The following is a 26,909-nucleotide window of genomic DNA, read 5'->3' as shown; positions in this document are numbered from 1 at the left end:
TTGAAGGTTTACTGTCACAATAATTACGTCATTATAAGTCTGCTTTTGCTTCAAACCCAAATCCTCTAATTATTGTTACAATTATCTTCAAAACATTTTTTATGCTTTTGTTGTTGTTATACTTCTGGTAACTTTAAGTCTTTTGCTTCAATGAGTTGTAATTTATCAATAAAAATGTACTTCATCAAAAATGCCAATGCAATTGGTATAACAAAGAATACAATTATAACTCGTATGCCAATACCAGTACCAGCTGATTCATTCAATGCTGTAATTGGTCCAATGAAACCTGACATACCAAAGCCGGCAGAAAATGGGGTGCCAGACATCTTTAACAAACTTGAAATACCACCAGTAATTGCTGAAGCAATAATAACTGGAATAAATAATTTTGGTTTTGACAGCATATTTGCCATTTGAATCTTAGGAGAACCCATGAAATGGGCAATAAATAGTCCCCATGAATTCTCTTTCATGCCCATAATAGCTAAGACCAAAGAAGCTGTAACGATTCCTGCATTCGCTGATCCAGAACCAACGCCAGCTAAACCAATCGCAGTTGCAATACCTACTGAAGAAAGTGGTGAAACAATTAAAACTGCAAAGATAACACCTAGTAATATACCCATGACTAATGGTGCCGTTTGTGTGGCGGCTTCTACCACCTGACCAATAGTATTTTGAATAGCAACCATCATTGGTAGGGTCATTAAACCAAGTCCACCACCAACTACTAAGACAGCTAATGGTTCAAAGACCGCCCTCAACTGTCCTAATAACTTATGAAAGATAATTGTTACAATACTAGCCATGAATGTAGTTAACATGATATTTAAAATAACGCCCGATCCGCTTATGATAAATTGACTATTATGTATCGTGACAACACCTGAAGATATAAAAGTTGCTAACGCCATTGACGCACTTTCAACTGTGCCAAATTTTAGTAATGCTCCTACAGCAAACGCTGCAATAATTGGTAAAGTACTTTGTGCTAAGGTTACCATCATTGTTAACGTCTTAACGATTTCAACCTGTGGCATTGCTGCTAATAGTTGACTAATAATTGCTGCTGGAATTAGTGCAACAATAATACCACTGGCATTACCATTTAAGATCGCGAAACCAAATTCTCTTTTACTTATTTTATGAACATCCATACTTCCCACCTCTTAAAATTTTTAATAGTTATACATGCAACACAACTTTATTTTTGATAACGCCTAATTCTCCTAATACATACCACCACAAAAAAAGAACTGAGTATTTATAAAAAATACCCAGTTCCTAATACGTCTTATGGTGGTCATTAAGCCGTATTATTTTGGTTCCGGATATTTTTTTATCCGAAACCTAGCAAAAATGCTTTTGGTCATTTCGGATAGTCACCTAAAAAACCAAAAGTAATACACCGTTTCAGTTGTCAACGTTATATTCGCCATCATTTTTGCTCCTCTACTTAATTGATAACTTTAATTTTAATTTATTTTTCATATTTGTCAATGCTTTTTAATAAAATAAACAAAAATAACGCCGTATGTCTACGACGTTTAGTACATAAATGCACTAGATAGTTATGAATTTAACTACCACGGGGAATATCTATAGTATATCTTGATGTTGCAAAATAAGCGAATAATTTGATTATCATTAAATTTTAACAAATTTACGAAATAAAAAAATCGCTCTGCGTAACCGCAAGGCGATATGGCGTGGATGACGACCCACAAATATTTTTTGATTGTGAAAGCGTTGATGTTGATTAAGAGTCGTCTCATCACCCTCTTACTGCTCGAATTATTTTAAACAAATATCGTTCTAATTTTTTCTGAAGGAGAAGAGTTTTCAGCAAGTTTTTAAGATCAAACGATTATTCGAACAGTAAGAGTGAAATGCGACAATAACATCCCAATGATCCCCATACCACTGGTGTTTCAAAATCTTTGATAGTTTCGTATACGTTCCCCCGTATCCTTAACACATTTATCATTGTAAGCGTTTTCAGTGTATTTGTAAACCTTTTCATTAAATTTTTTTATTTTCTTTGTATGAATCCCATGAATTATATGTATTTGTAATTAAATTCTATCAAATGCATCTTTATTTAAAGTAAAAGAGCCAGTATTTTCATACTGGCTCTTGCCTGTTAATATTAGTTATCAGCTTATTTTGCATACTCGATTGCACGAGATTCGCGAATAACCGTGACCTTAATATGTCCCGGATAATCCAGATCATTTTCAATTTGATTTCGAATATCCCGAGCTAAGACAGTTGCTTCAATATCTGAAACAGCCGCTGGTTCTACAATAACACGTACTTCTCGGCCAGCTTGAATAGCATACGACTTTTCAACACCGTTAAATTCATTTGCAATCGCTTCAAGTTGTTGCAAACGTTGAACGTAGTTTTCTAACGATTCCGATCTTGCACCTGGACGTGCCGCTGAAATGGAATCAGCAGCAGCAACAAGCACAGCAATAACAGAATCTGGTTCAACATCCCCATGGTGTGAAGCAATCGAATTAATCACGACCGGACGTTCTTTGTACTTGGTTGTCAATTCTACACCAAGTTCCACATGAGAACCATCTACTTCATGATCTACAGCCTTACCAATATCGTGTAACAGTCCTGCGCGCTTGGCAAGCGTAATGTCTTCCCCTAACTCAGCTGCCAACAAGCCAGTTAGTTTTGCGACTTCTATTGAATGAACAAGCACATTTTGTCCGTAACTTGTTCGATAGTTCATCCGACCAACAGTTTTCACTAGATCTGGATGCATATTATGGATTCCTAAATCAAAAATTGTCTGTTCACCAACTTCACGAATATGTTCGTCCATCTCTTTACGCGATTTCTCAACCATTTCTTCAATGCGAGCTGGATGAATCCGACCATCCGCAATTAATTTCTCCAATGTGTTCTTAGCGATTTCTCGACGAATTGGATCGAAACCACTTAAGACAACAGCTTCCGGTGTATCATCAATAATTAAATCAATACCAGTAACCGTCTCAAGTGCTCGAATATTACGACCTTCACGTCCAATAATCCGACCCTTCATATCGTCATTAGGCAGTGTAACAACAGAAACGGTTGATTCAGCTACCATATCGGCAGCTGATCTTTGAATCGCACCAACAACAAGATCCTTAGCACGTTTATCCGCTTCTGCAGCTGCACTTTCCTCACTATCTTTAATCATGACAGCACGCTCAGCTACAAGCGCTTCTTGAGTTTCTGATAAAATTTGATTTCGAGCATCTTCACGTGTTAAGTTAGCAACTTCAACCAACTTATTCTCACGTTCAGCCACAAGTTCTTCTGCTCGTTTTTGCTTATCATTAACACTTTGCCGTTGATGATCTAACTTTGTTTCTTTACCCGAAATAACTTCTTCACGTTTTTGCAATGAAGCATCTTTTCGATCCAACACAGATTCACGACTTACCAAACGTTCTTCTTGTGACTTAACCTCAGAACGACGTTCCTGTAATTCACTTTCGATACGTTGTTGGTAACGTTGGCTTTCATCTCGCGCCTCAACTAGAGCATTTTTCTTTAATCGCTCAGCATCAGTGGCAGCTTGATTCGTTATATCTGTAGCAGTTTGATGTGAAATAGTTAATGTATGGTTAATTTTTGTCTTAGCCACTGTGTAACCAATTCCACAACTTATTACGATTGCGACAAGCAACAACAGGATGATCAATAATATGTTCATCTTGTTTCTCCTGTCTAAAGAATTGACGTTTATGTCAAATCAATAGTGTTTTTTTGCGCTTAATAACACATGTTTAATTTTAGGCTTTTATTTAAAATAAGTCAATGAGATGAACAACTGATGTAAGTTACAAAAGACCGTTATATCAACATTTTGATGATATAACGGTCTTTTACCTTGATATTTTACCAAGCATTTAATTTTTAACACGTACTCGTAAAATATAACTCATTATGCAGCGTACAGTAATTGCTACGATTGGTGCAACATATAACCATGAAGAGATAAAAATCCCTAATCCAGCAGCCAATAATAACAAAATAATAATTGGTAAACTAGTTAACGTCAACATTTTTTTATCAATCTGCATTAAACGATCTGCTGTTGCCCATAAGCGTTCCAAATCAGCAACACTTGCCACATGAATATCTGCATTAATATCTGGACGATTCACGGCCACTGTAATTGCTTTTGTTTCCGCTGGCAAATTATCTTGATTCGTCACAATCATTGTATGTGGCGCAGCTGCCCAAGCAGTACGTTGTGCTGCCTTTTCACTTGGCGTCAAATCAGATTGTACCTCGCCTAAAGAGGTCATGATATTTGTTAGTTGCATTGTTGCCCCAATCGTATCACCAGAAGCAATTTTTACATCCAAATGTCTTTTCGTAAAGAATCGATCTAATGAAATAAGCGCTTTATTTAGAGTGTCACCAAAGGTAATCACACCAATAACCTGCAAACTATCCACAATATAGCTGACTGAATTACCTAACATTTTATAGGTCTCTAAAGCTTCTAAATCAACAACGTAATTTTCAGCTAACACTTCAGCAGCAGATAATACTGCAAAGCGCTCATTTAAGATGACCCCTCTTACCCCTGCACCATCAATAATTTCTGGTTCTGACGCCGTTGATGGAAACACACCATGCTTTTCAGCATACTGCATAATTGCTTGTGATAACACTGATGAATCATTCATTGCTAGCAATCCTGTTGCAATACCCAATATATCAAAATCGCTATACCGCTTATCTAATGACATAATTGAATGTACTGTGATCCGATTATCAGTTAAAATACCGCTTTTTTCAGTAATAATCGTTGTGACATCGGGTAATGATTCAATCACACGTGCATTTCTAAAATTAACCCCATTTGTTGCTAGTTTTTCAAGACTTTGCTCTCTATGCCATCCTGACCACAAAGCAGGCCAATTAGCATCGGTGATGATTAAAACAGATACCATGGTTGTTAAACCATAAATCCAATTTGTAGTTAAGCCAAAAAACAACAAGGCATATACTGATAAAAACATGGTAGCGATATTCAAGCGATGTGCCGTACGTTTCATGGGCTGATTTAAAATAATAGATAATGTCTCTTTCTGCAACAAGCCTAAAGAAACCAATAATAGTGCCACACCCAAACACAATATCGGCAATGTCATTGTGACGATCATACGACCGTTTGCATTAGTTAAATAAATCCACAGTACAACAAGATACCAAACTGTCTGACCCAAAACTGGTAACCACAGTGTCACTATTTTCATTTGCTTTTGTTGATACAAAGCTTGTTTAATTATACGATCATCTAAATAAACAATCATAACAGCAACAATTCCAAAAACGGTCATTGTCATATTTGAAATATGCGCTGTAATTAGTGCAGATGTTCCAATTAATGTTGGTAAGAATATCGCAGAAAATATTGCTAAAACAACCATCAACACTGCATATTGAAAATATCGAATTTGACGTATCGGCATATCTTAAACTCCTCACATATTCAGAATGATATTGATACAAAAATAACCGTGTCCCATGGACACGGTTATTTATAAAGGAGATGGAGGGATTCGAACCCTCGCGCCGGTTTCCCGACCTGACGGTTTTCAAGACCGTTCCCTTCAGCCAGACTTGGGTACATCTCCATTAATTGCGGGTGTAGGATTTGAACCTACGACCTTCGGGTTATGGGCCCGACGAGCTACCAGACTGCTCCAACCCGCGATAATATAAAATTATAACATCACAATGGATATCAAAGGAGATAGGGGGATTCGAACCCTCGCGCCGGTTTCCCGACCTGACGGTTTTCAAGACCGTTCCCTTCAGCCAGACTTGGGTATATCTCCATATGTGTTCATAGTTAACACAATAACCACAAAAGATATCATACCTCTTTATTTCAGGCATGTCAAGAAAAACTATTCCAATTATAAATAACTCAGTTACGTATTATTTTTTTAACAACAAAAAATAGGACAAGCATCCTATTTACAGTATACATTAATTTGGGTACTATGATACCACATTAAGCTAAAGACAAAAAGCAAATATACTATCGTTTTATCTTATATTCAAAATTATCCAAAACCATTAACGAAGGAAAAATGATTGGATTAATTGGTTTAGTGACTATTATATTTGGTATCTTATTGACAATACTTGGTCAAACAGCACCACTCATACGGTTATTTTTTGGTGATAAAAGTGTCATTTATCAAATCTGTTGGGGTAGCTTACTATTCATCATTGGCACAATAATCCTAATTTATCATGCCATTCATATATAATATATCAAAACAGCACCATTACTAAATGCAATGGCGCTGTTTTGATTGCACGCAAAAGACATCATCAGACTATTATACTAACGTTTATAAATATTTTGTCGCAAAATTTAAAACAATTGTTTTGTCCAATAAATATATTGTTATGTTCTCAATATCTATCATATTTTTTATTGGAAAAGAAATAAAATGAAACAATTATTTTATGTTTATTTAATTTTTTAAACATTGTTCAATAATACAATATATATGCCATGTTATATGTTATCTTTTGGGAAGATTAATATTATTGAGGCATATCATGAAAAAGTATATTCAACCAATTATCATATTTTTTATTATTGCAATATTTGTTTCTAGTCCGATTATCCTTAACAAAACACCTGTGTTAGGAGTTGATGGCTATTTTCACTACAACAGAATATATGAAGCTGCAATGCAGATCAAACACTTAAATTTTTCAATGCTAAATTTATATTCATTTCAACAATCTGGACGCATTGTAAATGCACTATATAGTCCCTTCTTTACCTATATTTTCGGATTATTATTATTGATTGCCGGCTCTTGGCTAAGATTTCAAATCATATTAAATATTTTAGTTATCTTTACAGCAGGTTTTACCACTTATTTTGTCTCAAGAAAAATAGGATTTAGCCAAACCATGAGTATGGGATTAGGAACTATTTATTTAAGCACTAATGCCATTGCATCATTCTTAATAGTTTCTGGATGGCGTTCAATAGGCTTAGCATTTCTGCCCTTAATGATTTTACCTATCATGGACATGTTAAAGGGCCATTTTGGCCTAAAACATGCTCTTTTACTCGCATTAACCGTCAGTTTACAAGTTCAAGGACATTTACTAAGTGCCGCATTTGCAATACCTGTATTGATTTCTGCATTTATTGTTGGGTTCATTCAAACACCTAAAAAATGGTCAATGATTAGGTATCTAGTTATAGCAGTTATTACTTCGATTATATTATGCTTAAATACTATTTTGCCTTATCTACAGGTATCAACACATAACGTGTTAGTACCACCAACGCGCATAGATGTCACAGATAGTATCTTTAATCCATTTGATATTTTTTCAACAAATGGTATTCCCTTGTTAGGCAACCACATATCAGTATCTGAAAACATATTGGCCCTTTTAGCAGTACTAGGAATTGCTTTAATTATGATGTTCTGGAAAAGAACATCTATTTTAAGTAAAATTTTAATTATTTCAGGACTTACCTATTTTGTCTTAGGTAGTAATTTAATGCCATGGTCAATTATCCAACGAAATTTACCTGAAATTAGCAATTTTTTACAATTTTCATTTCGATTTACACTCGTTGGTGAAGTATTTATTTTAATTGGCACATTATTGGCTATCAAAGAATTAATAAATAACGCCAATCTTAATTTTAATAAATTACTAGAATTCACAACGATTACAATGGCTATCATTAGTGTTATCAGTCTAGCAACCTCGGTTTCAAACAACGTTATTTCAAACGATAAACAGACCACTACTGTTGCACAAAGTGCCGCAATCAATCCAAAAGATTTAAGGTCCAACCCCCTAGATGGTCATCCAGTAAATACAACAACTGACTTAAGGCCAGCTTGGAGTAGCCCCGATTTAAGTCAACTTATAAATACAGTAGATCGAACAACACCAGACTACTTACCAATTATTAAAGTTGATAATAACACAGATTATTACGGGCTATATACTGAGCATGTTTTAGCAAGACATCATACATTTAATAAAGATGTGCAATCAAACGGTGTCTTGCATATTTCTTGGCATCAAAATAAAACTCATCAAATTGAAGTGCCTGCTTTTATATATAAAAATACAAATGCTTACCTTAATAACAAAAAGCTAAATAACGCCACTATTTCTAAAACATCCATCGGAACATTGAATCTTAATGGTGTTAAAGGTAAAAATGTTCTGACGTTACACTATAAAACTAGTCATATGTTTAATTTGATAATCATAATTTCTGATTGTAGCTGGTTACTTTTACTTTGTTATTTTATATTTATAAACATACTAGTAAAATTTGATAAAAAATCATCTCAATTAATATCACATTAAACAGAAAATTTCACTAATCTATTCAATTTGATTGTTGGTCAAATCATTCTAATAACATTATTATTTCGTTGAATAGTTTAACTATTAAACAACTGAACTTGCCATCAGTTTGGTTGTTTTTTTATGTGTCATTTTGCGAGTAGAAATTATTTTCGAAAGATTTTGTCGTAAATTTGTCGCAAATGTTTTAGTAAATAATACTATCTAATGGTTAATTATAAGAATAATGACCATATCAAAGTAAACAAAAAGCCTGACATAACAACGTTTTACTGTTATATCAGGAACTCTATAAAATCATTAAAATGCGAACGGAGGGGGTCGAACCCTCACGGTATTTCTACCACAGGATCCTTAGTCCTGCGCGTCTGCCAATTCCGCCACGATCGCATACCATGTTGCTCAACGCCAACATAGCTAATGTTATCAAAGATAGTTAAAACTTGCAACATTTCTAAAAACGACTATTTTGAAATTCGTTCTTAATGATTTACTTCATTTTTTGGTGCGACCATCGTTAATCCAATCCGTTGCCGTTTCTTATCAATTTCAGTCACCCAAACAACCACAATATCACCAACGGCAATGATATCATGTGGATTAGTAACGCGTTGTACTGATAATTTTGAAATATGAACCAGCCCATCTTCATGAACACCAATATCGACAAAAGCTCCAAAATCAACAACATTACGTACTGTACCCTGCAATTGCATACCAATACGTAAATCATCTATTGTTAATACATCTGATCTTAATGTTGCTGCTGGTGCAGCATCTCGTAAATCACGACCTGGTGTTTCTAATGACACAATAATGTCATGTAAAGTTGGATAGCCAATATTTAATTCATTCGCAAAGTTTGGTGTATCGAATTTTTGCAATTTTGACTTTATTTCTGAACCCAGTTGGTCCACATTAGCAGCTTTCAAAATTTTTTTGGCAACTCCGTATGACTCTGGGTGGATATCTGTATTATCTAATTGATTTTTCCCATCTGATATACGTAAAAATCCGGCCGCTTGTTCAAATGCTTTCGGTCCTAATTTTGGTACTTTCTTTATCTCAGTCCGCGACTCAAAGCGCCCATTTTCATTGCGATAAACCACAATATTTTGGGCCGTTATCATATTCAACCCTGCAATGTGGGTTAATAATTGTGGTGATGCTGTATTCAAATTAACGCCAACTTGATTAACCGCTGTTTCAAGAACATGATCTAATTCTAAAGACAATTCTTTCACTGGTAAATCATGCTGATATTGACCCACACCAACTGCTTGTGGGTCAATTTTAATTAATTCAGCCATTGGATCTTGTAACCTGCGAGCAATTGAAATGGCAGAACGCTGTTCAACCGGTAAATCAGGAAACTCAGCACGTGCAACATCACTAGCTGAATAAACCGATGCCCCAGCTTCATTGGTGACAACATATCTCAACTCTGGTAAATCATTTTTAATAATGTCTGCAATAAATTTTTGTGATTCACGTGAAGCAGTACCATTCCCAATTGCAACCAATGATATATGATATTTTTTAACCAATGCAATCACTTTTTCACGTGCGCCTTGCGGATCATACTTTGCTGCTTTATGTGGATAAATTACAGCTTTATCTAAAAATTGACCGGCTTCATTAACGACGGCTAACTTAGATCCGGTACGAATACCAGGATCAAATCCTAAAACAATTTGTCCACGTAATGGCGCTGCCATTAATAAATGATATAGATTTGTACCAAATATCTTAATTGCATCCCCGCTTGCTCGATTAAATAATGTTTTCCTAATTTCTCGCGCAATTGCAGGACCGATAAAGCGCCTATAAGCATCAATTGCAGCAGTAATCAAAATATCCGCTATTGGTCCTTCACGATGACCTACTAATCTAAATTTTAAATAACGTGCAATTGCATCCTCATCCGCAATAATATTGACCGTTAAGACACCCTCATTTTCACCACGATTAATTGCTAAAATTTGATGGTTTTGAATATTCTTAATGGCAACATTGAAATCATAATATAATTCAAAAACACCTTGTTCATCTTTCTTATTAGCACCACGTTTTATTTTTGCAACAAAACGCCCATTTTTTAATGTAAATTGACGTACCCAATCACGTAGCCCTGCATTTTCACCAATGACCTCTGCAAAAATTTCATGCACTCCTGTAAAAACAGATGCCGTATCTGGTAATCCTTTTTCTGAATTCACATACTTTTCTGCTTCCACTTGCAAATCAATATCAGGAAAAGTTTGAATAAGCTGTGCAAATGGCATTAATCCTGCCTCTTTAGCCAACGTTGCTTTTGTTTGTCTCTTTTTCTTAAACGGTAAATAAATATCTTCTACTTTTTGCAAAGTATCAGCTGTTACAATTGCACGTTGTAAATTTTCAGTCATCATATGTTGTTCAGTAATTGCTTTAAAAACAGAATGCTTACGAGCCTGTAAATCTATCAATTGCTTTGTATGTGTTTGAATATCTCTGATTTGAACTTCATCTAAATTACCGGTTACTTCTTTACGATAACGCGCTATAAAAGGTACTGTGTTTCCTTCATCCAGTAGCTTATTAACCGCTGCTACCTTATTAGTAGGTATGTTTAAATTTTTCCCAATTTGTTGTGCAATATTAATTTCTAATACATCAGTCATTTTAATTACCTTTATTTTTTAAGACGCAATCGATGTAAAAATACGTCGAATTTGTGTTAAGAATTTATTCATATATTTATCTTGCTTTGCTTCAGAGTCCCTAAAATTAACAATATTAACATCTTGTGCTGCCACATCTAAAGCATCAGCCATCTGTTTTGTTGCAGTAATATAATCTGCAAATATTTGTTGAAGATTTTTATGTAGGCCTATTAAGCGTACCGGTGCTATAATCTGATTAAATTTTTGTGAAACATTTTGATAAATATCAACAGTATTTTCAAATGCTGTTGCAATCTCTTTAAACTCTAACACTGACATTTTATCTAGTTCTTCTTTTTTTAGAGCGTTATCAATTTTTTCAAAAAAAGGAGCAACTTGATTTCCTGCTTCTTGAATCGTTTCAAACATTTCACTCAATAATAATCCATAGCGTTGATTTGTCATATACTTACTTTTTGCCATTTGTTTTCCTCATTTTAAATTATTATCGCTTATCAATTTAATTATTAAAGATAAAAAGACCAGGAAAGTTTCCCAGTCTTTCAAATTTCAAATTCAATTAGCTTGTATGGCAATTCCCCATTTTGCCTACAAGATATCATGACACTAGTTTACGGTGTCAAGTAATGCATATTTGCCATCACGTCGCTTATAAACCACTGCTGGCAAATCTGTTTCAGCATCTTGGAAAATAAAGAATTCATGACCCAAAAGTTCCATTTGAAGAACTGCCTCTTCAACATCCATTGGTTTCAAATCAACGTGCTTTGTTCGCACAATCTTTAAACCATCTTCTGCTTCGTCATCAGTTGATGGTGCTGCAGGATCAACCATGAAATCAGTATTTTCAATACCCTTGTAACCCTTTTCACGGGACTTACGATTAACTTTAGTCTTATACTTGCGAATTTGACGCTCTAATTTATCAGAAACAAAATCAACTGTTTGGTACATATCTGTTTGCGTATCCTCTGCACGAAGTAACAAATATGGCAATTGAATAGTTACCTCAGTTTTAAATGTACCTTCTTTGTATGATCGTACATTCACGCGAGCGATATAACTAGCTTCAGTATTTAAATAACGCTCTAGTCGAGAAATACGCTTCTCAATGTATTCTGACATGGCATCAGTGATTTCAATATTCTCACCACGTACTTTAAATTCTAGCATAATCCTGTCTCCTGTCTGACTATATTTATAAGATATATCCCCAAAAATTATATCTTACACGTCCCGATATAATCATTTCTGTATCCTATCGGTAAGTATATTGTAACATATTGATAATAAAAAAAGAAAGCGTTAACATTCAACAACCATCATTATCGCGCGAGCGTTAACGAAATAATCTTAGTCGCACCAGCTGCGACTAAGCATTGTGCAGCATGTCTTAAAGTTTGTCCCGTTGTATAAATATCATCCACAATGCAGATACTTTTTTCTGAAATATCTTCTGTTGACGAAGCTATACTAAATGGTTGATTTGTTAATAATCTTGCCTGTCGTGTTTTATGAGATTGTGTCATTTTTTTTGTTTCTCGACAGCGTAACAATGGTTCAAACGTTAAACCCTCTAGCCAACCAACTACCTGATTGTATCCTCGGTGACATAAAGTGTCATCTGTAATAGGAATAGGGACTATTTTATCTACATTTACTTTAAATAACCTTTGTTGTAATTCATATTTAAAAATATTTCTCAAATGATATCCACCTTGAAATTTATAAGCTTTAAAATATGACTGCATTTGATTATTATATTTAAATAGTGCTTGGTTATTAATATTTGGATAGCCTAATCGAAGCCACCAAGTACAATCTGAACAATATTTTTCATTAGTTTCAGACTGACATCCAAAACATCCTGTATTGGGCATTATTCGTTGAAATCCATCTTGACAAGTTCCACAAATCATAGATTGCTGACGCACTGAAAAGTTAAAAAAATCATTAAGTTGCCATTCATCATTAAATATCATGCCACATAGTTCACATTTCATACAACTTTCCTAATGTATTTAAGTAGTTGATTTCCATTATTGCATTACTCAATGCACTTGTTTTTTCTTGTACATATACTTTTACTAATCCATCTGGTCGTTGCGTACTACGGCCACATCTACCAGCTATCTGAATTAAGGTTGCTGTTGAAAAGATTAATTCGTCACCACCTAAAATAAGGACATCAATTCCCGGAAAAGTAACGCCACGTTCTAAAATGGTTGTTGTTATTAGTCCATCTAACTGACCATCACGCATTTTTTGAACCTTTTCTAACCGGTCTTTATCGGTCGCATATGTGCCCATTATTTTAATACTTTTAATTTTTAATGCCGTATTCTTTAACTGCATTAATATATTAGTAACATCAATCACTTCTGGTACAAATAATAGAAATTTTATACCTAATTGTTTTAATTTATTCATTTGTTTGATTAACTTATGAGGTATCTTTTTACGCCAAGCTCCCACTCTCTCTAATTGAATATTTGGCAAACAATAACCATGAAATCGTCTAGGCAACATTGATAACTTCACTTGCTTTTTATTAATCATTTTTTTTAATGCAATATTCAAAGTAGCTGTTAAATAAAATATAATCCCATTATTTTTTTTAGCTTGCTTAACCGCTCTTATCAAAAACGGATTATTGGCATACGGGAATGCATCAACCTCATCAATAACAATTAAATCAAAAGCAGCTTTAAATTTGAATAATTGATGTGTCGTGGCTAATACCAATTGTGTATATTGATATGTGTCTTCTGTTCCACCATATAAAGTTATAAATGATAATTGAAAGCTTTGCTTTATTCTTTTTCTCAACTCCAAAACAACATCTACACGAGGCGAAACGATTGCAATTCGCTTTCCTTGTTTTATTGCTAAAGATAACATTGGGAAAAGCATTTCTGTTTTACCAGCTCCGGTTACCGCATAAGTTAGGTGTGATCGATTATCTATCAATGCCTCAATTTGTTGACTAGCAATCCGTTGTTGCAAGCTAGTTAATTTTCCAGACCATATGCACGGACTTTCTGGTATTACAAAATCATTTGGTTCTGGAATCGTAACCAAATAATCTTGTGAAGTTATTCTACCTAACTTTGCACATTGCCAACAATATAAAACATTATCTGGTAATTGCCATTCATTCAATATGAAACTATGACACCGACCACATTGATTTTTATGAATTGCTGGTTCTATGTTCACCTTTTTTGGTAATTGACTCAATTTGTTTTCTGTACAAGTTATTAGACGACCATATAGTAAAGATTCATCATATTTTTTCATTATTACCACCCAATTAATAAGGACGGTAATAAACCAATAATGTTCAAAAATTTTGATATTCTTTGCAAAATGACTGATTACCATCATTCTGCCTAGTACTATTTATAAAACATAAAAAAAGACTCACAATTAATTGTGAGTCTTCTCTATTCGCATCGCAATGTCCTATCCTCGCAGGAGGCGATCCTCCAACTACTTTCGGCGTAACTGAGCTTAACTGCTGTGTTCGGTATGGGAACAGGTGTGACCTCAGTGCCATCATCACGACACGTTTCTAATTGAGTGAACTTAGTTCCCTCAAAACTGAATCATAATTGCTTTTTTGCCTTACACCACTTGCTACTTGGTTAAGTCCTCGAACCATTAGTACTAGTCCGCTCCATGCGTCACCGCACGTCCACTTCTAGCCTATCTACCTCATCATCTTTGAGGGGTCTTACTTCATTGCTGAATGGGAAATCTCATCTCGAGGCGAGTTTCACACTTAGATGCTTTCAGCGTTTATCTCATCCGTACATAGCTACTCAGCGATGCTCCTGGCGGAACAACTGATACACCAGTGGTACGTCCACCCCGGTCCTCTCGTACTAAGGGCAGCTCCTCTCAAATTTCCTACGCCCGCGACGGATAGGGACCGAACTGTCTCACGACGTTCTGAACCCAGCTCGCGTACCGCTTTAATGGGCGAACAGCCCAACCCTTGGGACCGACTACAGCCCCAGGATGCGATGAGCCGACATCGAGGTGCCAAACCTCCCCGTCGATGTGGACTCTTGGGGGAGATAAGCCTGTTATCCCCAGGGTAGCTTTTGTCCGTTGAGCGATGGCCCTTCCATGCGGAACCACCGGATCACTAAGCCCTACTTTCGTACCTGCTCGACTGGTAAGTCTCACAGTCAAGCTCCCTTGTGCCTTTACACTCTGCGAATGATTTCCAACCATTCTGAGGGAACCTTTGGGCGCCTCCGTTACCTTTTAGGAGGCGACCGCCCCAGTCAAACTGCCTGCCAGACACTGTCTTCCACCACGCTTAGTGGTGTGAGTTAGAGTGTTCATACAACGAGGGTAGTATCCCACGTTTGCCTCCATCGAAACTAGCGTCCCGATTTCTACGGCTCCTACCTATGCTGTACAAGCTGCACAAACACTCAATATCAAGCTACAGTAAAGCTCCATGGGGTCTTTCCGTCCTGTCGCGGGTAACCCGCATCTTCACGGGTCTTTAAATTTCACCGAGTCTCTCGTTGAGACAGCGCCCAGATCGTTACGCCTTTCGTGCGGGTCGGAACTTACCCGACAAGGAATTTCGCTACCTTAGGACCGTTATAGTTACGGCCGCCGTTTACTGGGGCTTCAATTCGTACCTTCGCCGAAGCTAAGCACTCCTTTTAACCTTCCAGCACCGGGCAGGCGTCAGCCCCTATACGTCATCTTACGATTTTGCAGAAACCTGTGTTTTTGATAAACAGTCGCCTGGGCCTATTCACTGCGGCTCAGCTTGCGCTGAGCACCCCTTCTCCCGAAGTTACGGGGTCATTTTGCCGAGTTCCTTAACGAGAGTTCACTCGCTCACCTTAGGATGCTCTCCTCGACTACCTGTGTCGGTTTGCGGTACGGGCAGGTAAACACTAACTAGAAGCTTTTCTCGGCAGCGTGACATCACAGACTTCCCTACTTGATTTCGGTCCTCATCACAACTTGTCCTTATGACAGCAAGCATTTGACTCACTCTCAGACTCATTGCTTGACCCAGCTTTTCCAACTGCTGGGTTCTGTTAGCCTTCTGCGTCCCTCCATTGTTCAAACATGTTCACCTGGTACAGGAATCTCAACCTGTTAGCCATCGACTACGCCTTTCGGCCTCGCCTTAGGTCCCGACTAACCCTGGGAGGACGAGCCTTCCCCAGGAAACCTTAGTCATACGGTGGACAGGATTCTCACCTGTCTTTCGCTACTCATACCGGCATTCTCACTTCTAAGCGCTCCACCAGTCCTCACGGTCTGACTTCATCGCCCTTAGAACGCTCTCCTATCGCGCCACTGATGTGGCACCCGTAGTTTCGGTGGTGTGTTTAGCCCCGGTACATTTTCGGCGCAGAATCACTCGACTAGTGAGCTATTACGCACTCTTTAAATGGTGGCTGCTTCTGAGCCAACATCCTAGTTGTCTATGCAACTTCACATCCTTTTCCACTTAACACACACTTAGGGACCTTAACTGACGATCTGGGCTGTTCCCCTTTCGACAATGGATCTTATCACTCACTGTCTGACTCCCGGACATACGTGATTGGCATTCGGAGTTTATCTTAATTTAGTAACCCGAGATGGGCCCCGCACCAAAACAGTGCTCTACCTCCAACACGCTATCTTCCGAGGCTAGCCCTAAAGCTATTTCGGAGAGAACCAGCTATCTCCAAGTTCGATTGGAATTTCACCGCTACCCACACCTCATCCCAACATTTTTCAACATGTACGGGTTCGGGCCTCCAGTGCGTTTTACCGCACCTTCACCCTGGACATGGGTAGGTCACCTGGTTTCGGGTCTACAACAACATACTCGAACGCCCATTTCAGACTCGCTTTCGCTACGGCTCCGGTCTTTCCACCTTAACCTTGCATGTTATCGTAACTCGCCGGTTCATTCTACAAAAGGCACGCTATCACCCATTAACGGGCTCTAACTTGTTGTAGGCACATGGTTTCAGGAACTTTTTCACTCCCCTTCCGGGGTGCTTTTCACCTTTCCCTCACGGTACTGGTTCACTATCGGTCACTAGGGAGTATTTAGCCTTACGAGATGGTCCTCGCAGTTTCCGACCGGATTTCACGTGTCCGGCCGTACTCAGGATCCTACACGGGAGTTTGCTTACTTTCGCATACGGGGCTATCACCCTGTTTCGCTCAGCTTCCCAGCTGCTTCTGCTAATAAACAAATTTGTAACTCCACAACGGTAGTCCTACAACCCCAGTGTGCAAGCACACTGGTTTGGGCTCCTCCGCGTTCGCTCGCCGCTACTGACGGAATCGATTTTTCTTTCTTCTCCTGTTGCTAATGAGATGTTTCAGTTCACAACGTCTACCTTCGTTCAACTATGTATTCATTGAACGATAACTTGCATCACAAGTTGGGTTCCCCCATTCGGAAATCCCCGGATCATAGCTTACTTACAGCTCCCCGAGGCATATCGGTGTTAGTCCCGTCCTTCATCGGCTCCTAGTGCCAAGGCATTCACCATGCGCCCTTAATAACTTAACCGATCAACTCTCGTTGATGATTTCGTTTGAGTATTGTGACTCAATGGTCACAAGCGATTTTAAACTGATTTAAAAAACTCAAAAAATTACGCGGTGTATTTTTTCGGCTCAATTTAATTGATTAATATCAATTGAAATGAATTTAAAAATTTACAATTATGATTCAGTTTTCAAAGAACTAATAAGCAACCGTTTGGTTGCGATGGAGAATATCGGGATCGAACCGATGACCTCCTGCTTGCAAAGCAGGCGCTCTCCCAGCTGAGCTAATTCCCCATATCATGGGACTGAGAGGACTCGAACCTCCGACCTCACCCTTATCAGGGGTGCGCTCTAACCAGCTGAGCTACAGTCCCAGAGATTCGACTCTCTGTCTTCATTGAGTGTAAATCACTCAAAACTAAATATCGTTTCGTTGATTGTGTAGGTTTCCGATTTTCCTTAGAAAGGAGGTGATCCAGCCGCAGGTTCTCCTACGGCTACCTTGTTACGACTTCACCCTAATCATCTGTCCCACCTTAGACGGCTGGCTCCTAAAAGGTTACCCCACCGGCTTTGGGTGTTACAAACTCTCATGGTGTGACGGGCGGTGTGTACAAGACCCGGGAACGTATTCACCGCGGCGTGCTGATCCGCGATTACTAGCGATTCCGACTTCATGTAGGCGAGTTGCAGCCTACAATCCGAACTGAGACATACTTTAAGAGATTAGCGCACCCTCGCGGGTTGGCGACTCGTTGTATATGCCATTGTAGCACGTGTGTAGCCCAGGTCATAAGGGGCATGATGATTTGACGTCATCCCCACCTTCCTCCGGTTTGTCACCGGCAGTCTCACTAGAGTGCCCAACTAAATGCTGGCAACTAATAATAAGGGTTGCGCTCGTTGCGGGACTTAACCCAACATCTCACGACACGAGCTGACGACAACCATGCACCACCTGTCACCTTGTCCCCGAAGGGAACGTCCTATTTCTAGGATTAGCAAGGGATGTCAAGACCTGGTAAGGTTCTTCGCGTTGCTTCGAATTAAACCACATGCTCCACCGCTTGTGCGGGTCCCCGTCAATTCCTTTGAGTTTCAACCTTGCGGTCGTACTCCCCAGGCGGAGTGCTTAATGCGTTAGCTGCGACACTCAAGGGCGGAAACCCTCGAACATCTAGCACTCATCGTTTACGGTGTGGACTACCAGGGTATCTAATCCTGTTTGCTACCCACACTTTCGAGCCTCAACGTCAGTTACAGTCCAGAAAGCCGCCTTCGCCACTGGTGTTCTTCCATATATCTACGCATTTCACCGCTACACATGGAGTTCCACTTTCCTCTACTGCACTCAAGTCATCCAGTTTCCAAAGCCATTCCTCAGTTGAGCTGAGGGCTTTCACTTCAGACTTAAATAACCGTCTGCGCTCGCTTTACGCCCAATAAATCCGGATAACGCTTGGAACATACGTATTACCGCGGCTGCTGGCACGTATTTAGCCGTTCCTTTCTGGTAAGATACCGTCACACACTGAACAGTTACTCTCAGTGCCGTTCTTCTCTTATAACAGTGTTTTACGAGCCGAAACCCTTCATCACACACGCGGCGTTGCTCCATCAGGCTTGCGCCCATTGTGGAAGATTCCCTACTGCTGCCTCCCGTAGGAGTATGGGCCGTGTCTCAGTCCCATTGTGGCCGATCAGTCTCTCAACTCGGCTATGCATCATGGCCTTGGTAAGCCTTTACCTTACCAACTAGCTAATGCACCGCGGGTCCATCTCTTAGTGATAGCAGAACCATCTTTCAACCAACAACCATGCGGTTGTTGGTATTATACGGTATTAGCACTTGTTTCCAAATGTTATCCCCTGCTAAGAGGTAGGTTACCCACGTGTTACTCACCCGTTCGCCACTCTTTGTCAGATAAAATCAAATCTGAGCAAGCTCGTCATTTCATTTAAAGACAAAGCGTTCGACTTGCATGTATTAGGCACGCCGCCAGCGTTCATCCTGAGCCAGGATCAAACTCTCATTTTAAAAGCTTGAGTATAACTCATTGTTTTTTTGTTGTTTAACAGAAGTTAAACGAATTTATTAGCGAATTGACTTCGCAAATGTTTTTGTATCAAGCAAATTGCTTGATGACCCTACACATTTGTTTCATCGAAACGATATTCAGTTTTCAATGATCAACATTTCGTTGTCTTGCTGACAACTTAATCTATAATACAGAGAGAAGAATAATTTGTCAATAATTTTTTTAACAACTCATTGATAAATTGAATATAATTTTCTTTTAAAATAATACCATTATTGTTCACAATAATATAAAAATAAATTATATTTTCCTCCAATTGTTCTCCCGCAAAAGACAACTTTTATATAATACCCCTATGCAAAATATAATGCAATAGTTTTTGATAATATTACTCAAAAAAACATAATTATTACGTGTTATACTATTAAAAGAACTTGAATAAATTAAGGATGTCAATATGTCAAACAAAAATAATAAAATAAATCCTGAAAATTTTCTAGCAATATTACTACAATATAGTCGTAATTCTCATTACAATCATATTAACGTTAGTGTTAGATTAAACAGAAATCCTGCTTACACTCGTCAGGTAATGAATATTAAATTAAAGCGTATCTCTAAAAAATACGGTAACGACGAACGTCTATATGTATCAATGACAGCTGAAGAAGCACAACCATTCTTATCGTTGATTAATCAACTAAAAGAAGAAATGTTTGCAAACTTTGCTGATAAAATCATTTGGCATACAAATATTCTTGAACGCAATTTACAAGAATTTGGTTATCATCAAATTTGCGAACGTGATCAATATAACAATTTAGAATTTGAACTACTACTATAAAGATGCACCAATATTATATATAATCTATTTATCTTAAAACTGATCAAGTAAATTTTAGAATTAGCCTAAAATTCACTTAATCAGTTTTTGATTTATTTATAACCCTTTTACCAATAGGTTCCATAATTATAATTTGTATATTAAATTAGTGAATTTACATTTATTTACTTATCTATTGGAACAGGATATTGTGCAGTATACAACGCTGCAATAATACCATGAGCCACCGATACATTCAACGAGCGTACTGACCCTGTTTGGGGAATATATATCATTTCATCAGCAGCTTCAATTAATTCATCAGCTAAACCAATTTGTTCCTCCCCAAATAAAAAAACACTCTTCTTTGGAAATTTTATTTCAAAGACATTATGTAATTCATAACCTTCAGTATTATCTACTGCATAGATAACATATCCTTCACGGTGCCATTGCGCAAATAATTTTTGATAATCTAAGATACGGTAATGGCTAATATGTTCATAATGCTGTGTACCAACTGCACCTTTTTTATTCCATTTTTTGGCACCCTCTGTATTTTCTTTATCCATTGGATTATCTGGATTTAAAAATACAATTTCTCTTCCCGAAAAAGCATTATGATTTCTTACCGCCGTTGCTTTATTAAAATCATGTGTTAGATTCTGTAAAACTGTAATCATTGCGCCACGACGCTGATCTAATGCTTGCATAATTTGATCATTAGTCATCCCTTTAAAATTTGCTCCCAAATTACGGTAATCCATACCGTTTTGTAAATTAATATGACTCATTGTTTATCCCCTATATTATTTTCATTTCACTAATCTATATTAATGATTATACCTAATTAAGGTACTAGTTTACTTTCTTAAAAGTGCTCGTTAAAAAATGTTTGATTATATGCAAAAAGACTCACAATTAATTGTGAGTCTTCTCTATTCGCATCGCAATGTCCTATCCTCGCAGGAGGCGATCCTCCAACTACTTTCGGCGTAACTGAGCTTAACTGCTGTGTTCGGTATGGGAACAGGTGTGACCTCAGTGCCATCATCACGACACGTTTCTAATTGAGTGAACTTAGTTCCCTCAAAACTGAATCATAATTGCTTTTTTGCCTTACACCACTTGCTACTTGGTTAAGTCCTCGAACCATTAGTACTAGTCCGCTCCATGCGTCACCGCACGTCCACTTCTAGCCTATCTACCTCATCATCTTTGAGGGGTCTTACTTCATTGCTGAATGGGAAATCTCATCTCGAGGCGAGTTTCACACTTAGATGCTTTCAGCGTTTATCTCATCCGTACATAGCTACTCAGCGATGCTCCTGGCGGAACAACTGATACACCAGTGGTACGTCCACCCCGGTCCTCTCGTACTAAGGGCAGCTCCTCTCAAATTTCCTACGCCCGCGACGGATAGGGACCGAACTGTCTCACGACGTTCTGAACCCAGCTCGCGTACCGCTTTAATGGGCGAACAGCCCAACCCTTGGGACCGACTACAGCCCCAGGATGCGATGAGCCGACATCGAGGTGCCAAACCTCCCCGTCGATGTGGACTCTTGGGGGAGATAAGCCTGTTATCCCCAGGGTAGCTTTTGTCCGTTGAGCGATGGCCCTTCCATGCGGAACCACCGGATCACTAAGCCCTACTTTCGTACCTGCTCGACTGGTAAGTCTCACAGTCAAGCTCCCTTGTGCCTTTACACTCTGCGAATGATTTCCAACCATTCTGAGGGAACCTTTGGGCGCCTCCGTTACCTTTTAGGAGGCGACCGCCCCAGTCAAACTGCCTGCCAGACACTGTCTTCCACCACGCTTAGTGGTGTGAGTTAGAGTGTTCATACAACGAGGGTAGTATCCCACGTTTGCCTCCATCGAAACTAGCGTCCCGATTTCTACGGCTCCTACCTATGCTGTACAAGCTGCACAAACACTCAATATCAAGCTACAGTAAAGCTCCATGGGGTCTTTCCGTCCTGTCGCGGGTAACCCGCATCTTCACGGGTCTTTAAATTTCACCGAGTCTCTCGTTGAGACAGCGCCCAGATCGTTACGCCTTTCGTGCGGGTCGGAACTTACCCGACAAGGAATTTTGCTACCTTAGGACCGTTATAGTTACGGCCGCCGTTTACTGGGGCTTCAATTCGTACCTTCGCCGAAGCTAAGCACTCCTTTTAACCTTCCAGCACCGGGCAGGCGTCAGCCCCTATACGTCATCTTACGATTTTGCAGAAACCTGTGTTTTTGATAAACAGTCGCCTGGGCCTATTCACTGCGGCTCAGCTTGCGCTGAGCACCCCTTCTCCCGAAGTTACGGGGTCATTTTGCCGAGTTCCTTAACGAGAGTTCACTCGCTCACCTTAGGATGCTCTCCTCGACTACCTGTGTCGGTTTGCGGTACGGGCAGGTAAACACTAACTAGAAGCTTTTCTCGGCAGCGTGACATCACAGACTTCCCTACTTGATTTCGGTCCTCATCACAACTTGTCCTTATGACAGCAAGCATTTGACTCACTCTCAGACTCATTGCTTGACCCAGCTTTTCCAACTGCTGGGTTCTGTTAGCCTTCTGCGTCCCTCCATTGTTCAAACATGTTCACCTGGTACAGGAATCTCAACCTGTTAGCCATCGACTACGCCTTTCGACCTCGCCTTAGGTCCCGACTAACCCTGGGAGGACGAGCCTTCCCCAGGAAACCTTAGTCATACGGTGGACAGGATTCTCACCTGTCTTTCGCTACTCATACCGGCATTCTCACTTCTAAGCGCTCCACCAGTCCTCACGGTCTGACTTCATCGCCCTTAGAACGCTCTCCTATCGCGCCACTAATGTGGCACCCGTAGTTTCGGTGGTGTGTTTAGCCCCGGTACATTTTCGGCGCAGAATCACTCGACTAGTGAGCTATTACGCACTCTTTAAATGGTGGCTGCTTCTGAGCCAACATCCTAGTTGTCTATGCAACTTCACATCCTTTTCCACTTAACACACACTTAGGGACCTTAACTGACGATCTGGGCTGTTCCCCTTTCGACAATGGATCTTATCACTCACTGTCTGACTCCCGGACATACGTGATTGGCATTCGGAGTTTATCTTAATTTAGTAACCCGAGATGGGCCCCGCACCAAAACAGTGCTCTACCTCCAACACGCTATCTTCCGAGGCTAGCCCTAAAGCTATTTCGGAGAGAACCAGCTATCTCCAAGTTCGATTGGAATTTCACCGCTACCCACACCTCATCCCAACATTTTTCAACATGTACGGGTTCGGGCCTCCAGTGCGTTTTACCGCACCTTCACCCTGGACATGGGTAGGTCACCTGGTTTCGGGTCTACAACAACATACTCGAACGCCCATTTCAGACTCGCTTTCGCTACGGCTCCGGTCTTTCCACCTTAACCTTGCATGTTATCGTAACTCGCCGGTTCATTCTACAAAAGGCACGCTATCACCCATTAACGGGCTCTAACTTGTTGTAGGCACATGGTTTCAGGAACTTTTTCACTCCCCTTCCGGGGTGCTTTTCACCTTTCCCTCACGGTACTGGTTCACTATCGGTCACTAGGGAGTATTTAGCCTTACGAGATGGTCCTCGCAGTTTCCGACCGGATTTCACGTGTCCGGCCGTACTCAGGATCCTACACGGGAGTTTGCTTACTTTCGCATACGGGGCTATCACCCTGTTTAGCTCAGCTTCCCAGCTGCTTCTGCTAATAAACAAATTTGTAACTCCACAACGGTAGTCCTACAACCCCAGTGTGCAAGCACACTGGTTTGGGCTCCTCCGCGTTCGCTCGCCGCTACTGACGGAATCGATTTTTCTTTCTTCTCCTGTTGCTAATGAGATGTTTCAGTTCACAACGTCTACCTTCGTTCAACTATGTATTCATTGAACGATAACTTGCATCACAAGTTGGGTTCCCCCATTCGGAAATCCCCGGATCATAGCTTACTTACAGCTCCCCGAGGCATATCGGTGTTAGTCCCGTCCTTCATCGGCTCCTAGTGCCAAGGCATTCACCATGCGCCCTTAATAACTTAACCGATCAACTCTCGTTGATGATTTCGTTTGAGTATTGTGACTCAATGGTCACAAGCGATTTTAAACTGATTTAAAAAACTCAAAAAATTACGCGGTGTATTTTTTTCGGCTCAATTTAATTGATTAATATCAATTGAAATGAATTTAAAAATTTACAATTATGATTCAGTTTTCAAAGAACTAATATTGAGTGTTAATCACTCAAAACTAAATATCGTTTCGTTGATTGTGTAGGTTTCCGATTTTCCTTAGAAAGGAGGTGATCCAGCCGCAGGTTCTCCTACGGCTACCTTGTTACGACTTCACCCTAATCATCTGTCCCACCTTAGACGGCTGGCTCCTAAAAGGTTACCCCACCGGCTTTGGGTGTTACAAACTCTCATGGTGTGACGGGCGGTGTGTACAAGACCCGGGAACGTATTCACCGCGGCGTGCTGATCCGCGATTACTAGCGATTCCGACTTCATGTAGGCGAGTTGCAGCCTACAATCCGAACTGAGACATACTTTAAGAGATTAGCGCACCCTCGCGGGTTGGCGACTCGTTGTATATGCCATTGTAGCACGTGTGTAGCCCAGGTCATAAGGGGCATGATGATTTGACGTCATCCCCACCTTCCTCCGGTTTGTCACCGGCAGTCTCACTAGAGTGCCCAACTGAATGCTGGCAACTAATAATAAGGGTTGCGCTCGTTGCGGGACTTAACCCAACATCTCACGACACGAGCTGACGACAACCATGCACCACCTGTCACCTTGTCCCCGAAGGGAACATCCTATTTCTAGGATTAGCAAGGGATGTCAAGACCTGGTAAGGTTCTTCGCGTTGCTTCGAATTAAACCACATGCTCCACCGCTTGTGCGGGTCCCCGTCAATTCCTTTGAGTTTCAACCTTGCGGTCGTACTCCCCAGGCGGAGTGCTTAATGCGTTAGCTGCGACACTCAAGGGCGGAAACCCTCGAACATCTAGCACTCATCGTTTACGGTGTGGACTACCAGGGTATCTAATCCTGTTTGCTACCCACACTTTCGAGCCTCAACGTCAGTTACAGTCCAGAAAGCCGCCTTCGCCACTGGTGTTCTTCCATATATCTACGCATTTCACCGCTACACATGGAGTTCCACTTTCCTCTACTGCACTCAAGTCATCCAGTTTCCAAAGCCATTCCTCAGTTGAGCTGAGGGCTTTCACTTCAGACTTAAATAACCGTCTGCGCTCGCTTTACGCCCAATAAATCCGGATAACGCTTGGAACATACGTATTACCGCGGCTGCTGGCACGTATTTAGCCGTTCCTTTCTGGTAAGATACCGTCACACACTAAACAGTTACTCTCAGTGCCGTTCTTCTCTTATAACAGTGTTTTACGAGCCGAAACCCTTCATCACACACGCGGCGTTGCTCCATCAGGCTTGCGCCCATTGTGGAAGATTCCCTACTGCTGCCTCCCGTAGGAGTATGGGCCGTGTCTCAGTCCCATTGTGGCCGATCAGTCTCTCAACTCGGCTATGCATCATGGCCTTGGTAAGCCTTTACCTTACCAACTAGCTAATGCACCGCGGGTCCATCTCTTAGTGATAGCAGAACCATCTTTCAACCAACAACCATGCGGTTGTTGGTATTATACGGTATTAGCACTTGTTTCCAAATGTTATCCCCTGCTAAGAGGTAGGTTACCCACGTGTTACTCACCCGTTCGCCACTCTTTGTCAGATAAAATCAAATCTGAGCAAGCTCGTCATTTCATTTAAAGACAAAGCGTTCGACTTGCATGTATTAGGCACGCCGCCAGCGTTCATCCTGAGCCAGGATCAAACTCTCATTTTAAAAGCTTGAGTATAACTCATTGTTTTTTGTTGTTTAACAGAAGTTAAACGAATTTATTAGCGAATTGACTTCGCAAATGTTTTTGTATCAAGCAAATTGCTTGATGACCCTACACATTTGTTTCATCGAAACGATATTCAGTTTTCAATGATCAACATTTCGTTGTCTTAGTGACAACTCAATCTATGCTACAGAAACAAATTCAACTTGTCAACACTTTTAATATTACCAAATAATACTTATTCATGCCATAAATTTGAACCTTGTAACTGCCAACTCGATTAATATTACACACTTCAATAAATAAAGTCAATATTTTTTTCAAATATCACTACTTTTTAAATTTTATTAAAAATAATAACGTTCATTAATTCATCGCATCGATACAAGAATACATGCGAATGATACTAGGGAAACTTTAGACAAAAGTAACTTTTGGTAAATAAAAAAAGAGGTGTCAATCTACCTTGTTTAATACTGGTAGATTGACAACCTCTTAAATATGTTGTCAAAGACAATAATAACCTTACGCCGTACCCTATTTCACTAATTATGT

Annotated in this window: 11 protein-coding genes, 6 tRNA genes and 6 rRNA genes; 2 read left to right on the top strand and 21 right to left on the bottom strand. The window is 39.6% G+C overall.

Annotation, left to right across the window (positions count from 1 at the left end; all coding sequences use genetic code 11):
- Positions 1-116 precede the first annotated feature (116 nt).
- The 6 genes from AC3B5D_RS00375 to AC3B5D_RS00350 form a co-directional block, all read right to left on the bottom strand.
- Positions 117-1,160, bottom strand: a complete 1,044-nt coding sequence (locus tag AC3B5D_RS00375) for a PTS sugar transporter subunit IIC (RefSeq protein WP_489840056.1) — start codon at positions 1,158-1,160, stop codon at positions 117-119.
- A 1,004-nt stretch (positions 1,161-2,164) separates the two neighbouring features.
- A complete protein-coding gene (gene rny, locus AC3B5D_RS00370; RefSeq protein WP_489840057.1) occupies positions 2,165-3,727 on the bottom strand; it encodes a ribonuclease Y in 1,563 nt (520 codons plus the stop codon).
- Between the two features lie 196 nt (positions 3,728-3,923).
- Entirely contained in the window at positions 3,924-5,501 is a 1,578-nt protein-coding gene (locus tag AC3B5D_RS00365) for an HAD family hydrolase (protein ID WP_489840058.1), read from the bottom strand.
- 75 nt (positions 5,502-5,576) lie between these two features.
- Positions 5,577-5,666 (bottom strand) — tRNA-Ser (locus AC3B5D_RS00360).
- A 5-nt stretch (positions 5,667-5,671) separates the two neighbouring features.
- A tRNA-Met gene (locus tag AC3B5D_RS00355) sits at positions 5,672-5,745 on the bottom strand.
- 35 nt (positions 5,746-5,780) lie between these two features.
- Positions 5,781-5,870 (bottom strand) — tRNA-Ser (locus AC3B5D_RS00350).
- A gap of 739 nt (positions 5,871-6,609) precedes the next feature.
- Between AC3B5D_RS00350 and AC3B5D_RS00345 the strand changes: the two genes are divergently transcribed.
- A complete protein-coding gene (locus tag AC3B5D_RS00345; RefSeq protein ID WP_489840059.1) occupies positions 6,610-8,409 on the top strand; it encodes a hypothetical protein in 1,800 nt (599 codons plus the stop codon).
- A gap of 306 nt (positions 8,410-8,715) precedes the next feature.
- Here the strand turns inward: AC3B5D_RS00345 and AC3B5D_RS00340 are convergent.
- From AC3B5D_RS00340 to AC3B5D_RS00290, 11 genes are all read right to left on the bottom strand, one after another.
- A tRNA-Leu gene (locus tag AC3B5D_RS00340) sits at positions 8,716-8,799 on the bottom strand.
- A 92-nt stretch (positions 8,800-8,891) separates the two neighbouring features.
- Positions 8,892-11,072, bottom strand: a complete 2,181-nt coding sequence (locus tag AC3B5D_RS00335; RefSeq protein WP_489840060.1) for a Tex family protein — start codon at positions 11,070-11,072, stop codon at positions 8,892-8,894.
- Between the two features lie 18 nt (positions 11,073-11,090).
- Complete coding sequence (locus AC3B5D_RS00330) at positions 11,091-11,537, bottom strand: hypothetical protein (protein WP_489840061.1); 447 nt, start codon at positions 11,535-11,537, stop codon at positions 11,091-11,093.
- A gap of 144 nt (positions 11,538-11,681) precedes the next feature.
- Entirely contained in the window at positions 11,682-12,248 is a 567-nt protein-coding gene (gene hpf, locus AC3B5D_RS00325; RefSeq protein WP_489840062.1) for a ribosome hibernation-promoting factor, HPF/YfiA family, read from the bottom strand.
- Between the two features lie 152 nt (positions 12,249-12,400).
- Positions 12,401-13,078: a ComF family protein gene (locus tag AC3B5D_RS00320; RefSeq protein WP_489840063.1), complete on the bottom strand. Its 678-nt coding sequence runs from the start codon at positions 13,076-13,078 to the stop codon at positions 12,401-12,403.
- Entirely contained in the window at positions 13,068-14,375 is a 1,308-nt protein-coding gene (locus tag AC3B5D_RS00315) for a helicase-related protein (RefSeq protein ID WP_489840064.1), read from the bottom strand. The genes AC3B5D_RS00320 and AC3B5D_RS00315 overlap by 11 nt, the downstream gene beginning before the upstream one ends.
- Before the next feature lie 152 nt (positions 14,376-14,527).
- Positions 14,528-14,644: ribosomal RNA gene (rrf, locus tag AC3B5D_RS00310) — 5S ribosomal RNA — on the bottom strand.
- A gap of 74 nt (positions 14,645-14,718) precedes the next feature.
- A 23S ribosomal RNA gene (locus AC3B5D_RS00305) occupies positions 14,719-17,634 on the bottom strand.
- Positions 17,635-17,836: 202 nt separating this feature from the next.
- Positions 17,837-17,909 (bottom strand) — tRNA-Ala (locus AC3B5D_RS00300).
- 6 nt (positions 17,910-17,915) lie between these two features.
- Positions 17,916-17,989: transfer RNA gene (locus tag AC3B5D_RS00295), tRNA-Ile, on the bottom strand.
- Positions 17,990-18,078: 89 nt separating this feature from the next.
- A 16S ribosomal RNA gene (locus tag AC3B5D_RS00290) occupies positions 18,079-19,653 on the bottom strand.
- A 593-nt stretch (positions 19,654-20,246) separates the two neighbouring features.
- Here AC3B5D_RS00290 and AC3B5D_RS00285 point away from each other — a divergent pair.
- Positions 20,247-20,498: a hypothetical protein gene (locus AC3B5D_RS00285; RefSeq protein ID WP_489878285.1), complete on the top strand. Its 252-nt coding sequence runs from the start codon at positions 20,247-20,249 to the stop codon at positions 20,496-20,498.
- A 164-nt stretch (positions 20,499-20,662) separates the two neighbouring features.
- Here the strand turns inward: AC3B5D_RS00285 and AC3B5D_RS00280 are convergent, their stop codons facing one another.
- The 4 genes from AC3B5D_RS00280 to AC3B5D_RS00265 all read right to left on the bottom strand — a co-directional run bounded on the left by AC3B5D_RS00280 (position 20,663) and on the right by AC3B5D_RS00265 (position 26,353).
- On the bottom strand, positions 20,663-21,271 hold the full coding sequence (locus AC3B5D_RS00280; RefSeq protein WP_489840066.1) for a TrmH family RNA methyltransferase: 609 nt from the start codon (positions 21,269-21,271) through the stop codon (positions 20,663-20,665).
- Between the two features lie 150 nt (positions 21,272-21,421).
- A 5S ribosomal RNA gene (gene rrf / locus AC3B5D_RS00275) occupies positions 21,422-21,538 on the bottom strand.
- 74 nt (positions 21,539-21,612) lie between these two features.
- A 23S ribosomal RNA gene (locus AC3B5D_RS00270) occupies positions 21,613-24,528 on the bottom strand.
- Between the two features lie 250 nt (positions 24,529-24,778).
- Positions 24,779-26,353 (bottom strand): 16S ribosomal RNA (locus AC3B5D_RS00265).
- Together the 16S, 23S and 5S rRNA genes with 2 tRNA genes alongside form the textbook arrangement of a ribosomal RNA operon.
- Positions 26,354-26,909 lie beyond the last annotated feature (556 nt).

The organism is Weissella sp. ESL1177 (genome assembly GCF_058107185.1).
Note: the sequence above shows the minus strand (reverse complement) of the source record. Positions and strands in the feature narration are given on the sequence as shown.

What these genes read in the sequence shown, in the direction of transcription:
- AC3B5D_RS00375 (WP_489840056.1), bottom strand. Translation starts at nt 1,160, where the DNA reads ATGGATGTTCATAAAATAAGTAAAAGAGAATTTGGTTTCGCGATCTTA.
- rny (WP_489840057.1), bottom strand. Translation starts at nt 3,727, where the DNA reads ATGAACATATTATTGATCATCCTGTTGTTGCTTGTCGCAATCGTAATA.
- AC3B5D_RS00365 (WP_489840058.1), bottom strand. Translation starts at nt 5,501, where the DNA reads ATGCCGATACGTCAAATTCGATATTTTCAATATGCAGTGTTGATGGTT.
- AC3B5D_RS00345 (WP_489840059.1), top strand. Translation starts at nt 6,610, where the DNA reads ATGAAAAAGTATATTCAACCAATTATCATATTTTTTATTATTGCAATA.
- AC3B5D_RS00335 (WP_489840060.1), bottom strand. Translation starts at nt 11,072, where the DNA reads ATGACTGATGTATTAGAAATTAATATTGCACAACAAATTGGGAAAAAT.
- AC3B5D_RS00330 (WP_489840061.1), bottom strand. Translation starts at nt 11,537, where the DNA reads ATGGCAAAAAGTAAGTATATGACAAATCAACGCTATGGATTATTATTG.
- hpf (WP_489840062.1), bottom strand. Translation starts at nt 12,248, where the DNA reads ATGCTAGAATTTAAAGTACGTGGTGAGAATATTGAAATCACTGATGCC.
- AC3B5D_RS00320 (WP_489840063.1), bottom strand. Translation starts at nt 13,078, where the DNA reads ATGAAATGTGAACTATGTGGCATGATATTTAATGATGAATGGCAACTT.
- AC3B5D_RS00315 (WP_489840064.1), bottom strand. Translation starts at nt 14,375, where the DNA reads ATGAAAAAATATGATGAATCTTTACTATATGGTCGTCTAATAACTTGT.
- AC3B5D_RS00285 (WP_489878285.1), top strand. Translation starts at nt 20,247, where the DNA reads ATGAATATTAAATTAAAGCGTATCTCTAAAAAATACGGTAACGACGAA.
- AC3B5D_RS00280 (WP_489840066.1), bottom strand. Translation starts at nt 21,271, where the DNA reads ATGAGTCATATTAATTTACAAAACGGTATGGATTACCGTAATTTGGGA.